Source organism: Streptococcus infantis (assembly GCF_047460825.1).
Classification (GTDB): Bacteria; Bacillota; Bacilli; order Lactobacillales; family Streptococcaceae; genus Streptococcus; species Streptococcus infantis_V.
This window is the reverse complement of record NZ_JASHFO010000007.1, coordinates 44,859-59,524: the sequence shown is the minus strand read 5'-3', so window position 1 is coordinate 59,524 and position 14,666 is coordinate 44,859. Positions and strand designations below refer to the sequence as shown.

Below are 14,666 nucleotides of genomic sequence, written 5' to 3'. Positions count from 1 at the left end.
CGAGGTGTGATATATTTTATATAACGAAGTGCGATATATCGAACTAAATAGGAGGTCTGGTTAAATGGAATTAACAGATAAGATTAGGCGTGTCTACCTTCCCATGACTGAAACGGGATTTTATATTCTGTTTTTTCTGCAAAAGGAGAACCATGGTTATGGTATTACACAAAAGGTCAAAGAGATGACAGATTCACAGGTTTCAATTAGTCCTGGGACCATGTATGGAACCCTGTCAAAGATGGAAAAAGACGGTTTGATCTCCTTTGTCCGAGAAGAGGACAAACGAAAAATCTATCAGATAACAGACTTGGGCCGAAAAGTTTTAGACATTGAGTTGAAACGTATTGAACGGCTCTACAGAAACAGTCGGGAGGAGCTTTGATGGAAAAGAAAGTTGTTTATAGAATTGCTACCATTGCGGATTATGATAGAGAGGCTCTCTATCTCGGAGAAATGCATGCTCAGGGCTGGAAACTTAAGGAAGTAAGTTATTCTAACTTAGTAGTTGCAGTTAAGTATACTTTTGAAAAGTGCCAACCGGAGCAGGTGGTTTATCAGTTGGACTTTTATCCTATGAAAAAGTCAGAGAGAGCTTCCTATTTACAACTGTTTAAAGATTGTGGCTGGGAGCACATTACAAACTTTAATAGTTTTTCCTATTTTAGAAAACCTTATTCTGGAGTTGAGTCGGATGCCGAGTTTGAAATTTATAATGACGCGGCCGGGAAGTTAGCCATGGTCAAGAAGATTTTAACAATGCGGATGCTTCCTGTTTTGCTTCTCTTTTCAGTGCTACTACCGGTTTTCTCAAAGTTACTCAGTGGAAGAAGTTATTTCAGTTGGGGAATGTTTTTGATTGTTATCATAGACTGTACTTTATTGATAGTTTTCGCGATTCAGATTTCTTATATTTTTTGGAGATTGTTTCAAAAGTGGAAAGAATTATCTGATAAATAAAATGATTTTGGAGGTTAGACAATGAATAGCAAAGTACAATTTCGAATGTTTACTATTTTTGATTTGGATAAGGTTGAAGATTATTTGCATGAGATGCATTTGAAAGGTTGGAAATTTAAATCGAATCGTTTTGGCTTTTTCTATTTTGAACAATGCCAACCTGATGATGTAATTTACCGTGTGTGGAATACTAGCTATCTTAGAAAAAATGAGGTAGATTTACAAAGTATTAAGGATAGAGGATGGGAATTTGTGGGAAATTGTTCTTATACTGTTTTTCGAAAAGCAACTTGTGATGTAGATTTAAATGATCGATTTTTCATGGACAATCGTCTTAGATGGGATGGTGTGAAATCTGGACTTCGTACAGCTACAGTTTCTATCTCTGGCGGTCTTGTTGTTTGTATGAGTCTGTTTCGCGAAAGCCTCTCTCATTCTTTCTTCCTTATTTTTGCCCTATATGCTCTCATGATTTCTTATCTAATTTATAGTTTTTACAGACTTAGACGGAAATATCTGGTTGATTGACATTAGTTTCTAGGTCCTCAGACCGATTTTTAGCACTCTTGACAAAAGAGTGCTAATTTTTTGAGTTTTTGTCTTGACATTCTTTTCTAAGGGTGTATAATAGAATCATAAGTTAGCACTTAGAGGTTGCGAGTGCTAAAAAGATCTTTCAGAGAGGAGTAGCGAGATGGTTACAGAACGTCAGCAGAATATTTTAAATCTGATTATTGACATCTTTACCAAAACGCACGAACCTGTTGGATCCAAAGCCTTGCAAGAGTCTATCAACTCTAGTAGTGCTACCATTCGAAATGATATGGCAGCTCTTGAAAAGCAAGGTTTACTTGAAAAGGCACATACTTCCAGTGGTCGGATGCCGAGTGTAGCTGGATTTCAATACTATGTCAAACACTCCCTATCCTTTGACCGTTTAGCTGAGAATCAAGTTTATGAGATTGTAAAAGCCTTTGATCAAGAATTCTTCAAGCTTGAGGATATTCTTCAAGAGGCAACGAAAATCTTGGCAGACTTGAGTGGTTGTACGGTTGTAGCACTGGATGTCGAACCAAGTAGGCAGAAGCTGACAGCTTTTGATATCGTTGTCCTAGGACAACATACAGCACTGGCAGTTTTTACGCTTGATGAGTCTAGAACAGTTACCAGTCAGTTTTTGATTCCGAGAAATTTCTTGCAGGAGGATTTGAATCGCCTCAAGACCATGATTCAAGAGCGTTTCCTGGATCAGACTGTTTTGGATATTCACTACAAGATTCGGACAGAGATCCCGCAGATTATCCAACGTTACTTCACAACAACGGATAATGTTATGGATCTCGTCGAACATATCTTTAAAGAAATGTTCAATGAAAATATCGTGGTTTCTGGGAAAGTCAATCTCTTGAATTTTGCTAATCTAGCAGCTTATCAGTTTTTTGATCAGCCACAAAAGGTTGCTTTGGAAATTCGAGAAAATCTGATTGGCGACCAGATGCAAAGTGTCCGAGTTGCGGATAGCCAAGAATCTTGTCTTGCTGACTTAGCAGTGATTAGCAGTAAGTTCCTGATTCCTTACCGTGGGTTTGGAATTCTTGCGATTATAGGTCCCGTTAATCTGGATTATCAACAATTAGTCAATCAACTCAATGTAGTTAATCGAGTTTTGACTATGAAGTTGACGGATTTTTACCGCTATCTCAGCAGTAATCACTATGAAGTGAATTAAGATTGAAATCATTAAAGGAGGCGAAAATGGCCCAAGATATTAAAAATGAAGAAGTAAAAGAAGAGGAAGTTGTGGAAACAGCTGAAGAAACAACTCCTGAAAAGTCTGAATTGGACTTGGCCAATGAACGTGCCGAAGAATTTGAAAATAAATACCTTCGTGCTCATGCAGAAATGCAAAATATTCAGCGCCGTGCCAACGAAGAGCGTCAACTCTTGCAACGCTATCGCAGCCAAGATTTGGCGAAAGCAATCTTGCCATCACTAGACAACCTCGAACGTGCCCTTGCCGTCGAAGGGTTGACAGATGATGTGAAGAAGGGCTTGGAAATGGTCCAAGAAAGTTTGGTACATGCTCTGAAAGAAGAAGGGATCGAAGAAATCCCAGCAGATGGAGAATTTGACCATAACTACCACATGGCTATTCAAACAGTTCCAGCAGATGACGAACATCCAGCAGACACCATCGCACAAGTCTTCCAAAAAGGCTACAAACTACATGACCGTATCCTACGCCCAGCCATGGTGGTTGTATATAACTAGGCTAGAGAACTTAAAAACCTTGTCCGAAACGACACTAAACTATGAAAGAATGATAAAAAGCAAGCCTCCGGCTTGCAAGGAAGATATTTCCCGCCGTGGTGAAAGTTTCAGTAGCTTGTGCTACTGAAACAGGGGATTTTTGAGACAATAGGCTCAAAAATAAGTGATGAAATCCCGAAGGGAGTTGCTCACGTCCCCACCACTTAAGGGGAAATATCAAAAAGAAAAAAAGAAGATAAATTTAAGGAGAAAAACACATGTCTAAAATTATCGGTATTGACTTAGGTACAACAAACTCAGCAGTAGCAGTTCTTGAAGGAACAGAAAGCAAAATCATCGCAAACCCAGAAGGAAACCGCACAACTCCATCTGTTGTGTCATTCAAAAACGGTGAAATCATCGTTGGTGACGCTGCAAAACGTCAAGCAGTCACAAACCCAGATACAGTGATCTCTATCAAATCTAAGATGGGTACTTCTGAAAAAGTTTCTGCTAACGGTAAAGAATACACTCCACAAGAAATCTCAGCTATGATCCTTCAATACTTGAAAGGTTACGCTGAAGAATACCTTGGTGAAAAAGTAACAAAAGCAGTTATCACAGTTCCAGCTTACTTCAATGATGCTCAACGTCAAGCAACTAAAGACGCTGGTAAAATCGCTGGCCTTGAAGTAGAACGTATCGTCAACGAACCAACTGCAGCAGCTCTTGCTTACGGTTTGGACAAGACAGACAAAGAAGAAAAAATCTTGGTATTCGACCTTGGTGGTGGTACATTCGACGTATCTATCCTTGAATTGGGTGATGGTGTCTTTGACGTATTGGCAACTGCAGGGGATAACAAACTCGGTGGTGACGACTTTGACCAAAAAATCATCGACTACTTGGTAGCAGAATTCAAGAAAGAAAACGGCATCGACTTGTCAGCTGACAAGATGGCTCTTCAACGTTTGAAAGATGCGGCTGAAAAAGCTAAGAAAGACCTTTCTGGAGTGACTTCAACTCAAATCAGCTTGCCATTTATCACTGCTGGTGAGGCTGGACCTCTTCACTTGGAAATGACTTTGACTCGTGCTAAATTCGACGATTTGACTCGTGATCTCGTAGAACGTACAAAGGTTCCAGTTCGCCAAGCCCTTTCAGATGCAGGTTTGAGCTTGTCAGAAATCGACGAAGTGATCCTTGTCGGTGGTTCAACTCGTATCCCAGCAGTTGTTGAGGCTGTTAAAGCTGAAACTGGTAAAGAACCAAACAAATCAGTAAACCCTGATGAAGTTGTTGCTATGGGAGCTGCGATCCAAGGTGGTGTCATCACTGGTGATGTTAAAGACGTTGTCCTTCTTGACGTAACACCATTGTCACTTGGTATCGAAACAATGGGTGGAGTCTTCACAAAACTCATCGACCGCAACACTACAATTCCAACTTCTAAATCACAAGTCTTCTCAACTGCAGCAGACAACCAACCAGCCGTTGATATCCACGTTCTTCAAGGGGAACGCCCAATGGCAGCAGATAACAAGACTCTTGGACGTTTCCAATTGACAGATATCCCAGCTGCACCTCGTGGTATCCCACAAATCGAAGTTACATTTGACATCGATAAGAACGGTATCGTATCTGTTAAGGCTAAAGATCTTGGAACTCAAAAAGAACAAACAATCGTTATCCAATCTAACTCAGGTTTGACAGACGAAGAAATCGACCGCATGATGAAAGATGCAGAAGCTAACGCTGAAGCAGATAAGAAACGTAAAGAAGAAGTTGACCTTCGTAACGAAGTAGACCAAGCGATCTTTGCGACTGAAAAGACAATCAAAGAAACTGAAGGCAAAGGCTTCGATGCAGAACGTGATGCTGCACAAGCTGCCCTTGATGATCTTAAGAAAGCTCAAGAAGACAACAACTTAGACGACATGAAAGCAAAACTTGAAGCATTGAACGAAAAAGCTCAAGGACTTGCGGTTAAACTCTACGAACAAGCCGCAGCAGCGCAACAAGCTCAAGCAGGAGCAGAAGGCGCACAAGCAACAGGAAACGCAGGCGATGACGTCGTAGATGGAGAGTTTACGGAAAAATAAGATGCAAAGCCCGTTAAAACCTCACAGTGAAAATAGGAAATCTGACGCAGAAACTCTAGTTTCTAGGAAGATTTATACCTAAAAGTAGCCTTATCTGTAATTCGCTAAAGCTAAAACAGCTACGTCTCTTTTTCACCAAGAGGTTAGGGCGTGCTCAATTTAGCCGAAACTCAATTCAGCATAACTAGCAAATGACAAAAAGAAATCCAGAGGTTGCAACCCAGCCTCTGTTTTTCGGTAAAATAGAGGATGTTGCGTATGAAAAAAGTACTTTGTATCATTTATCCTAATTTTTCTCTTTATGAGATAACCACTTTAACGAGTACTTTAGCTTTATCTTTTGGCGTAACAATTGATTATGTGGCTTCAGAACATTCGATAGTTATATCTGAGGATGGCTTACCCTGTCAACCGACTAAAACATTGGATCAAATCCGTATAGAAGAGTATTCTTGTGTGATTTTGCCAGGAATGGTTAACATTGGACCTGCTCTACAGGATGAAAAATTGATCTCATTTTTGAGAAGTCTTGATGAGCAAGATGTCTTAATTGCAGCCATTTCTTCAGCCCCCCTTTTATTAGCTAAAGCAGGCTTGTTGAAGGACACGAAATTTACAGGTGGAATTTGGCAAAACTTCTTTGACTATTTTGAATTTCTTCCTCGTGAGAATTTCCAACCGAAAGTCCTTGTGCAAGATAAACAGATCATTACGGCTATAGGATTCGCACATCAAGAGTTTGCAAGGAAAGTGATTCTAAGTCTAGGTTTGGCAGAAAATACTGACAACTATTTTAAAGAACAGAACGAATATTCAGAAGAGGATTTGATATTTACTCTATCAGATGAAGAGTTTGATCAAGTGGAGCGATGTATAGAAAACACCCTCTAAAGATTTACATGAAATTTATAGAAAGGAACAAAGAGTGTTTGGGAAATTGTAGCCGAGCTCTGAAGTTTCTTACTCAATATAAAAGAAAGGAATTGAACCCGACCTACATCGAGGTTTGATTTACAACATCAATAGAAAGGAACAAATGTGTTCGCAACTGAACACGGGCTACGGACTGTGCCAAAAAGATAGTTTTTTCTAGGACGTAAGCGTCCGTCGTCAAAACTCCTATTTTGCCTGTGTCCGTTTAACGCCCTTTGTATCTTGAATTATGAACAATACTGAATTTTACGACCGTTTGGGCGTTTCGAAAAATGCATCTCAAGATGAGATCAAGAAAGCCTATCGGAAATTATCTAAAAAATATCACCCAGATATCAACAAGGATCCTGGTGCTGAGGACAAGTACAAGGAAGTTCAAGAAGCTTATGAAACTTTGAGCGATGAACAGAAACGTGCTGCCTATGACCAATATGGTGCTGCTGGTGCCAATGGTGGTTTTGGTGGTGCTGGCGGTTTCGGAGGCTTCGACGGAGCAGGTGGCTTTGGCGGATTTGAAGATATCTTCTCAAGCTTCTTTGGTGGTGGAGGTGCATCACGTAATCCAAACGCCCCTCGTCAAGGTGACGACCTCCAGTATCGCGTTCATTTGACTTTTGAAGAAGCTATTTTTGGTACAGAAAAGGAAGTCAAATACAATCGTGAAGCAAGCTGTCGTACTTGTAATGGGTCTGGTGCTAAACCTGGAACAAGTCCAGTTACTTGTGGACGCTGTCATGGTTCAGGTGTGATCAATGTTGATACCCAAACACCTCTTGGTATGATGCGTCGCCAGGTAACCTGTGATGTCTGTCATGGCCGTGGTCAAGAAATCAAAGATCCATGTACAACCTGTCATGGAACTGGTCATGAAAAACAAGCTCATAGCGTACACGTAAAAATCCCTGCTGGTGTGGAAACAGGTCAACAGATCCGCCTAGCTGGTCAGGGTGAAGCCGGCTTTAATGGTGGTCCTTATGGTGACTTGTACGTGGTGGTTTCAGTTGAAGCTAGTGATAAGTTTGAACGTGAAGGAACTACTATCTTCTATAATTTGAACCTCAATTTTGTTCAAGCAGCACTTGGTGATACAGTAGACATCCCTACAGTTCATGGTGATGTAGAATTAGTCATTCCAGAAGGAACTCAGACTGGTAAACGATTCCGCCTACGTGGTAAAGGTGCGCCTAGCCTTCGTGGTGGTGCCCTTGGTGACCAATATGTTACTGTCAATGTTGTTACCCCAACAGGTTTGAATGACCGCCAAAAAGCAGCCTTGAAAGAATTCGCAGCTGCAGGTGATTTAAAAGTAAATCCAAAGAAAAAAGGCTTCTTTGACCATATTAAGGATGCCTTTGAAGGAGAATAAAGCATAAAGTAAAAAGAGCCTTCGGGCTCTTTTTCGTGCAATCTTTAGAATGTTATACTCAATGAAAATCAAAGAGCAAACTAGGAAGCTAGCCGCAGGTTGCTCAAAGTACTGCTTTGAGGTTGCAGATAGAGCTGACGTAGTTTGAAGAGATTTTCGAAGTGTATGAGCATGGGAGAAATCATTCTCAGACTAGTCTGTTATTGATATTTTTGAGTGAGTAAGCCAGCCTCATCCATGTCCTGGATGAGTTGCTTGAGTTCCGCTTCCTTGCCAGGTTTCACGGTGACGGTATCAATGTGCTTAATTGCCGAATTATCGTGAATATCCACCAAGGTCAAAGCTTTTTCATAGAATGCGATCCCCTTTTTCATGCTTTCCGGATCATTCAAAGTTAGAATTGTGTAAGAAGAATGTGATTTCTTTCCGTTTTCTCGGAAATACTTCTCGCCTTCCTCCTCTAAAAATTGGGATAAACCATGATTGAATAAGTTGTCCTCTACTGAATGGTAGGAAATATCTCCTGTGTTTAGGACATAGACTTTGAGTCGGTTTTTAGTGAGGTTTGGACTTTCTTTTAGGACTGGGTGGCTATTGACAACATCATCAGAGAAAGTCACATAAAAATCTAAGCCTCCACCCTCGAATTGATAGCTTCCATTTGATTCTACTTTTTCAGGAGGCAGGTCAAGGGAGATGAAGATTTGTTTTAAGGCTTCATTTCCTTTTTTGATGTCACTCGGTGAGGCCTTGAACAGATTGGCCAGTATTAGAAATGCTAGGGCTGTAAGAAGGCAGAGGCCACCACAAATTATCAGGATGATCCGCGTCAAAACTTTAAAAAACTGTTTCATTTTCATGCCCTCCCTGGTCTGTTAGGATTTGCTAACCCAAATGGATTTAAAGGGGAAATAAGGAAAATTGGAGTTTCCCTTTCCTTAGTTTTCTTCAGTTTCCTGCAATTCTTTTAGTACAGCTAATCTTGTTTGGACGTCTTTTTCCAAGACTTTAAACTTATAGGTCAAATCTTTTTGATATTCCTTGATGAGTTCTTTTTGTTGGTTGATAATTTGCAGGTTATCTTGGATGATATCCAAGTCTTCCTTAATGGCTTCAACACGATCAGTTGTATCTAGAACCTCTTCAGTGATAGCTTGGCGATTCTTAACGAGGAGGTATGAACCGACTGCAGAGCCTGCAAAAAGTAGTAAGTTTGATAGTTTCATAGTGACTCCTTAAGCGTTTTTGATCGTTTCAGCGACTTGGGTAAGTTTGTCGAAGTCTGGTTCATGGGCGATAAAGTCAATTTTTAGGTCGTCATCTGCACTATAGCGAGGAACGAGGTGGACATGGGTATGGAAAACGGTTTGTCCAGCAACTTCTTCGCAGTTGGCGATGATATTCATACCTTCAGCTTTGGTAGCTTTCATGACTTTTTGAGCAACCTTTGGTACTTGGGCGAACAGTTGGCTAGCACTTGCAGCATCCATTTCTAAAAGATTGCGGTGGTGTTCTTTTGGTACGACCAAGGTGTGACCAGGTGTTACTTGTGAGATATCAAGGAAGGCAAGAACTTGATCATCTTCGTAAACCTTTGATGCGGGAATCTCCCCAGCGATAATTTTACAAAAAATGCAATCTGACATAAAATCTACCTCTACTGTATTGAATTTTGATATAATATAGCTACATTATACCAGATTTGGAGAAAATATGTTAGAAATTAAAAACCTGACAGGTGGCTATGTTCATGTCCCTGTCTTGAAAGATGTGTCCTTTACAGTCGAGAGTGGACAGTTGGTCGGTTTGATCGGTCTCAATGGTGCTGGAAAATCAACGACCATCAATGAAATTATTGGACTTTTGACACCTTATAGTGGAGAAATAAACATTGACGGGCTAACCTTAGGTGCCAATCCTCGTGAATATCGTCAGCAGATTGGTTACATTCCTGAAACTCCTAGTTTGTACGAAGAATTAACTCTCAGAGAACATATCGAGACAGTTGCCATGGCCTATGGTATTGAGCAAAATCTAGCTTTTGAACGTGTAGAACCTCTTTTAAAGATGTTCCGTTTGGATCAGAAATTAGATTGGTTCCCTGTTCATTTTTCAAAAGGGATGAAACAGAAGGTCATGATTATCTGTGCCTTTGTTGTGGATCCGAGTCTCTTTATCGTCGATGAACCTTTCCTTGGTCTTGATCCCTTGGCAATTTCGGACTTGATTCAGCTTTTGGATCTTGAAAAGAAAAAAGGCAAGTCTATCCTCATGAGTACCCACGTTCTTGACTCTGCTGAAAAAATGTGTGATTCTTTTGTCATTCTCCACAAAGGTCAAGTCAGAGCTAAAGGGGATCTTGAAGAGCTGAGACAAGCTTTTGCCATGCCAGAAGCAAGTCTCAATGATATCTATTTGGCTTTGACCAAAGAGGAGGACAGATGAAAGACTTGTTTCTAAAGCGAAAGCAGGCTTTTCGTAAAGAGTGTGTCGGTTATCTGCGTTATGTGCTCAATGACCACTTTGTCTTGTTTTTACTGGTCTTAGTAGGTTTTCTAGCCTATCAGTATAGTCAACTACTTCAGCATTTTCCTGAGAATCATTTACCAATCCTAGGTTTAATTGGGATTGTCTCTGTTTTACTCTTGCTTTGGGGTGGAATCGCGACTTATGTGGAAGCGCCTGATAAGCTCTTTCTCTTAGTAGCTGAAGAAGAAGTAAGAGAACATATCCAGAAGCAAAGTCTAGTTTCCTTCATCTTTTGGGTTAGTGTACAGACTCTCTTTTTGCTCCTTTTTGCTCCTTTATTTTTAGCCATGGGTTTGGGCTTAGGAGTTTTTGGGGTCTATGTTCTTCTGTTGGGAGTAGGGAAATATTTTCTGTTTCAGAAAAAAGCTGGCAAGTTTTTTAGTGCAAATCATCTGGACTGGGACTATGTGATTGCCCAAGAAAGTAAACGCAAGCAGTTCTTACTTCGCTTCTTTGCCCTCTTTACCCAAGTCAAGGGAATTTCAAACAGCGTCAAGCGACGAGCTTATCTAGACTTTATCCTTAAAGTTGTTCAAAAAGTGCCTGGGAAGATCTGGCAGAACCTCTATCTTCGTTCTTATCTGCGAAATGGAGATCTTTTTGCCCTCAGTCTTCGCCTCCTCTTCCTATCCTTGCTGGCGTTGATCTTTATCGAGCAAGCTTGGATAGCGACAGCAGTGGTAGTTTTATTTAACTATCTCTTGCTCTTTCAGTTATTGGCTCTCTATCATGCCTTTGATTACCAATATTTGATCCAACTTTTCCCGCTAGACAAGGGACAAAAGGAAAAAGGGTTACAGGCAGTTGTCCGAGGATTGACTGGTTTTGTTTTATTGGTTCAACTGATAGTTGGTTTGATTACCCTCCAAGAAAAACTAGCCCTTCTAGCCCTGCTTGGAGCTGGATTGGTCTTGCAAATCTTGTATCTCCCTTATCAGGTGAAACGTCAGATACAGGATTAAATCTTATAAGATTAGATGAAAATGAGGTTGGGACAAAAGATCCCAACCTCATTTTTTATTAGCAATCAAACTTTGACGCGGTAGCTGATTGAACTTTTTGTTCGTCTTTTAGACTCCAAAAATCTCCTAATCATCCTCGCGGGGCTGGGACTACGAAATCGAGACTTTGCCTTTCGATTTTTGTCCCACCGCCATTTTTATTTACGTAACTTCAATGAATACCAAGGAGCAAGCCAGGAAGCTAGCCGCAGGTTACTCAAAAAACAGTTTTAAGGCTAACATGGTTTGAAAAGATTTTTGAAGACTATTACAAGATAAGGGTTGGCCCGTAGAGACTTAACTTGGTCTTGACTTGGTCAAAGTGGAAGCGGTCATAGGCTCTCCAAGCGGCACGGGTAGGACCGTCTGGATTGAGAGCACTGAGGCCCAGGAGAAGGCTGGAAGTTTGGTAAAATTTTTCTAGCTCAATCAAGAATCGATTATCCACTGTCTCAGTTTTAGAGAGAAAGCGGAGGATATTGTCCAGTTGCTCCTGGAAACGGACATCGTCAGCTGTTGCCTGTTTGCAGACTTGGTAAGTTTTGTTTAACTCAGTTATCAGTGCCTGAGCTCTTTTGATTGGATCTGTATCCGTCATGAGAATTCCTCCTTTGTGATGGTTTTAAAGTTGTTTTAAGCCTTTGTATTTCTAATCATAGCCTATCACTTTTTACTCTTTTTTTATCTACAAATCTTTAATTGTCATTGAAATTTCCTGAATGGTAATAGCGAGATTTTATGATAAAATAGTTGTAAGGTTATCATGGTTATTTAGTAAAAAATTCAACACTTTAGGAATTTTTGAGAACCGTTTAGGATTTGGTGAAAATTAGTTGCTAGACTTATGGTATCCTCTTTTTAGGAGGTTTTATCCATGAACTACATTATCATCCAAAAAGAGAAAGAAATTTTCAAATTAAACATAAAGGATATCTACTATATCCAAACGCATCCAAGTAAAGCCCATACCGTGCAGATTGTTACAGAAGACGCTAGCTTTGATCTGTTTCAAAATTTAAGCAAGCTTGAGAAACAATATGGGGAAACCTTAACGAGATGTCATCGGAATTGTCTGGTCAACCTTGAACGAGTAAAATCCATGGAACTCCAATCAAAGACTCTTTTTCTTGGAGAAGAAGGTCGATATGCTGTTCAGTATTCCAGACGTCGTTATAGAGAAATTCGCCAAAAATGGTTGAAAGAAGGAGAGTAAGAAGATGAGAATTTTTGTTTTAGAAGATGATTTTTCCCAACAAGCAAGAATTGAAACGACGATTGAAAAACTTTTGAAAAAACAGAGTATCATTCCCAGTTCTTTTGAAGTTTTTGGCAAGCCAAACCAACTGCTGGCAGAGGTACATGAGAAGGGGGCGCATCAGCTTTTCTTTTTGGACATTGAGATTCGAAACGAAGAGATGAAGGGTCTGGAAGTGGCTAGAAAGATTCGGGATCGGGATCCTTATGCCCTGATTGTCTTTGTGACGACTCACTCAGAGTTTATGCCCCTGTCTTTTCGCTACCAAGTTTCAGCTTTGGACTACATTGATAAGGCCTTGTCGGCAGAGGAGTTTGAATCTCGTATCGAGACAGCCCTCCTCTATGCCAATAGTCAAGATAGTAAAAGTCTGGCGGACGATTGCTTTTACTTTAAATCAAAATTTGCTCAATTCCAGTATCCTTTTAAAGAGGTTTACTATCTCGAAACATCCCCAAGACCCCATCGTGTTATCCTCTATACCAAGACAGACAGGTTGGAATTTACGGCGAGTTTAGAGGAGGTTCTCAAGCAGGAGCCACGTCTCTTGCAGTGCCATCGCTCCTTCCTCATCAATCCAACCAATGTAGTTCGTTTGGATAAGAAAGAAAAACTCCTTTTCTTTCCTAATAGCGGAAGCTGTCTGATCGCGCGTTATAAGGTCAGGGAAGTGTCTGAGGCTATCAATAACTTACATTGAGCTAGGAGAGTTTATGAATATTGCTTGGATATTATTGCATACACTTATTACTAATGGGCTAGAAATTGTCATTTTCTTTAAGGTGGATGGAATTGGTCTCACTTTCGAGAGGATTTTTAAGGCCTTTCTTTTTAAGATACTGTTGGCCTTTGTTTTTGTAATGATTGGCTATATAGTAGGAAATATTTACCTATCTTATTTTATGGAACCCTTGTATGGCATCGGCTTGTCTTTCTTACTGTTAAGAGGGCTTCCTAAAAAACTTCTCTTCTTTTATGGTCTCTTTCCAATGATATTGGTGAATCTCTTTTATAGAGGGGTCTCCTATTTTGTGCTTCCATTTTTGGGACAAGGGCAAGTATATGATGACTACTCATTTACTGGGTTATGTATAATAATTTTCAATTTCTTCATTTCTCTAGCCTTTTTGAAATGGTTGGACTATGATTTTACTAGTTTGAGAAGGGAGATTCTAGATAAAGCCTTTCAAAAGTCCCTGACTCAGATTAACTGGATAATGGGGGCTTACTATTTGGTGATACAAAGTCTGTCTTACTTTGAATATGAGCAAGGTATTCAATCAACGACTGTTCGCCATCTCATCCTAGTGTTTTACCTACTCTTTTTTATGGGGGTTATCAAGAAATTGGATACCTATTTGAAGGACAAACTCCATGAGAGACTGGACCAAGAGCAGGACTTGCGCTACAAAGATATGGAGCGGTATAGTCTGCATATAGAGGAGCTTTACAAGGAAGTACGGAGTTTTCGCCATGACTACACCAACCTCTTGACCAGCTTACGACTAGGCATTGAAGAGGAGGATATAGAGCAGATAAAAGAGGTCTACGACTCCGTCTTGAAGGACTCCAGCCAAAAATTGCAGGACAATAAATATGACCTTGGCAGATTGGTGAATGTTCGGGATCGTGCCCTCAAAAGTCTTCTAGCTGGAAAATTTATAAAAGCTAGAGAAAAGGACATTGTCTTTAATGTCGAAGTTCCTGAGGAGATTCAAGTCGAGAGTATGAACCTGCTTGATTTTTTGACCATCGTATCTATCCTTTGTGACAATGCCATTGAAGCCAGTGTAGAGGCCAGTCAACCTCATGTTTCAATCGCCTTTTTAAAAAGTGGAGCACAGGAGACCTTCATCATCGAAAATTCCATCAAAGAAGAGGGCATAAATATTTCTGAAATCTTCTCTTTTGGAGTTAGTTCTAAAGGGGAGGACAGAGGTGTTGGTCTTTATACTGTCATGAAGATTGTGGAAAGTTATCCCAATGCTAGTCTCAATACCACCTGTCAAGATCAAGTCTTTCGTCAGGTGCTTACTATGATACCTATAGAATGATGAAAAAATAAGACCGAGAGTGCTTGTTTCTCGGTCTTATTTTTTATAGTTGTATTGGATGATGAAGTCCTTTCGTATTGTTATGCTTAATTATATTAAGGCTGTATAAGATATCTTCCCACCATCCTCCACCTGTAATTTGGTTGAGTTCGGTAGTTGTTAGTTCTTGAAATGAGGTTAGATTTTGATTCTTATCCATGTTACAATTCTCCTGTT

General features: G+C 40.2%; 18 protein-coding genes. 13 read left to right on the top strand and 5 right to left on the bottom strand.

The genetic code is table 11. The features are described from left to right. Nucleotides 1-64: 64 nt before the first annotated feature. The 8 genes from QM911_RS03580 (at nt 65) to dnaJ (ending at nt 7,611) form a co-directional block, all read left to right on the top strand. Nucleotides 65-385, top strand: coding sequence for a PadR family transcriptional regulator (locus QM911_RS03580; protein WP_414313139.1), 321 nt, complete (start codon nt 65-67; stop codon nt 383-385). After that, nucleotides 385-960, top strand: coding sequence for a DUF2812 domain-containing protein (locus QM911_RS03575; RefSeq protein WP_414313138.1), 576 nt, complete (start codon nt 385-387; stop codon nt 958-960). The genes QM911_RS03580 and QM911_RS03575 overlap by 1 nt, the downstream gene beginning before the upstream one ends. Nucleotides 961-981: 21 nt before the next feature. Then, nucleotides 982-1,488 (top strand): DUF2812 domain-containing protein, encoded by a 507-nt coding sequence (locus QM911_RS03570; RefSeq protein WP_414313137.1) that lies wholly within the window; start codon nt 982-984, stop codon nt 1,486-1,488. Nucleotides 1,489-1,654: 166 nt separating this feature from the next. Next, entirely contained in the window at nt 1,655-2,689 is a 1,035-nt protein-coding gene (gene hrcA, locus QM911_RS03565) for a heat-inducible transcriptional repressor HrcA (RefSeq protein WP_000255788.1), read from the top strand. Between the two features lie 26 nt (nt 2,690-2,715). Next, complete coding sequence (gene grpE / locus QM911_RS03560) at nt 2,716-3,231, top strand: nucleotide exchange factor GrpE (RefSeq protein ID WP_045763635.1); 516 nt, start codon at nt 2,716-2,718, stop codon at nt 3,229-3,231. 257 nt (nt 3,232-3,488) lie between these two features. Further along, the gene (gene dnaK / locus QM911_RS03555; RefSeq protein WP_414313136.1) at nt 3,489-5,312 is read left to right on the top strand and encodes a molecular chaperone DnaK; all 1,824 of its coding nucleotides are present in this window, start codon (nt 3,489-3,491) and stop codon (nt 5,310-5,312) included. A 258-nt stretch (nt 5,313-5,570) separates the two neighbouring features. Then, complete coding sequence (locus tag QM911_RS03550; protein ID WP_414313135.1) at nt 5,571-6,203, top strand: DJ-1/PfpI family protein; 633 nt, start codon at nt 5,571-5,573, stop codon at nt 6,201-6,203. 271 nt (nt 6,204-6,474) lie between these two features. Next, nucleotides 6,475-7,611: a molecular chaperone DnaJ gene (gene dnaJ, locus QM911_RS03545; RefSeq protein ID WP_049530135.1), complete on the top strand. Its 1,137-nt coding sequence runs from the start codon at nt 6,475-6,477 to the stop codon at nt 7,609-7,611. A 200-nt stretch (nt 7,612-7,811) separates the two neighbouring features. Here dnaJ and QM911_RS03540 read toward each other — a convergent pair whose 3' ends face one another. From QM911_RS03540 to QM911_RS03530, 3 genes are all read right to left on the bottom strand, one after another. After that, nucleotides 7,812-8,465 (bottom strand): hypothetical protein, encoded by a 654-nt coding sequence (locus QM911_RS03540; RefSeq protein WP_414313134.1) that lies wholly within the window; start codon nt 8,463-8,465, stop codon nt 7,812-7,814. 84 nt (nt 8,466-8,549) lie between these two features. Then, a complete protein-coding gene (locus tag QM911_RS03535) occupies nt 8,550-8,837 on the bottom strand; it encodes a hypothetical protein (RefSeq protein WP_414313133.1) in 288 nt (95 codons plus the stop codon). A 9-nt stretch (nt 8,838-8,846) separates the two neighbouring features. Then, nucleotides 8,847-9,257 carry an HIT family protein gene (locus QM911_RS03530; RefSeq protein WP_414313132.1) on the bottom strand — a complete coding sequence of 137 codons (411 nt, stop codon included), beginning with the start codon at nt 9,255-9,257 and terminating at the stop codon, nt 8,847-8,849. 67 nt (nt 9,258-9,324) lie between these two features. On the opposite strand from QM911_RS03530, the gene QM911_RS03525 reads away from it, so the two are divergent. Both QM911_RS03525 and QM911_RS03520 read left to right on the top strand, forming a co-directional pair. Next, entirely contained in the window at nt 9,325-10,056 is a 732-nt protein-coding gene (locus tag QM911_RS03525) for an ABC transporter ATP-binding protein (RefSeq protein WP_049508263.1), read from the top strand. Continuing rightward, on the top strand, nt 10,053-11,102 hold the full coding sequence (locus tag QM911_RS03520) for an ABC transporter permease (RefSeq protein WP_414313131.1): 1,050 nt from the start codon (nt 10,053-10,055) through the stop codon (nt 11,100-11,102). The genes QM911_RS03525 and QM911_RS03520 overlap by 4 nt, the downstream gene beginning before the upstream one ends. A gap of 307 nt (nt 11,103-11,409) precedes the next feature. Here QM911_RS03520 and QM911_RS03515 read toward each other — a convergent pair whose 3' ends face one another. Continuing rightward, a complete protein-coding gene (locus QM911_RS03515) occupies nt 11,410-11,739 on the bottom strand; it encodes a helicase BlpT (RefSeq protein ID WP_414313130.1) in 330 nt (109 codons plus the stop codon). 276 nt (nt 11,740-12,015) lie between these two features. Between QM911_RS03515 and QM911_RS03510 the strand changes: the two genes are divergently transcribed. Genes QM911_RS03510 through QM911_RS03500 form a run of 3 tightly spaced genes read left to right on the top strand, consistent with a single transcriptional unit; the run spans nt 12,016 to nt 14,450 of the window. Next, nucleotides 12,016-12,354, top strand: a complete 339-nt coding sequence (locus QM911_RS03510; protein ID WP_061862663.1) for a LytTR family DNA-binding domain-containing protein — start codon at nt 12,016-12,018, stop codon at nt 12,352-12,354. A gap of 4 nt (nt 12,355-12,358) precedes the next feature. Next, nucleotides 12,359-13,096: a response regulator transcription factor gene (locus QM911_RS03505; RefSeq protein WP_061862664.1), complete on the top strand. Its 738-nt coding sequence runs from the start codon at nt 12,359-12,361 to the stop codon at nt 13,094-13,096. 13 nt (nt 13,097-13,109) lie between these two features. Continuing rightward, nucleotides 13,110-14,450, top strand: a complete 1,341-nt coding sequence (locus QM911_RS03500) for a sensor histidine kinase (RefSeq protein WP_414276267.1) — start codon at nt 13,110-13,112, stop codon at nt 14,448-14,450. Between the two features lie 43 nt (nt 14,451-14,493). Here the strand turns inward: QM911_RS03500 and blpC are convergent, their stop codons facing one another. Then, a complete protein-coding gene (blpC, locus tag QM911_RS03495) occupies nt 14,494-14,649 on the bottom strand; it encodes a quorum-sensing system pheromone BlpC (RefSeq protein ID WP_061862666.1) in 156 nt (51 codons plus the stop codon). Nucleotides 14,650-14,666 lie beyond the last annotated feature (17 nt).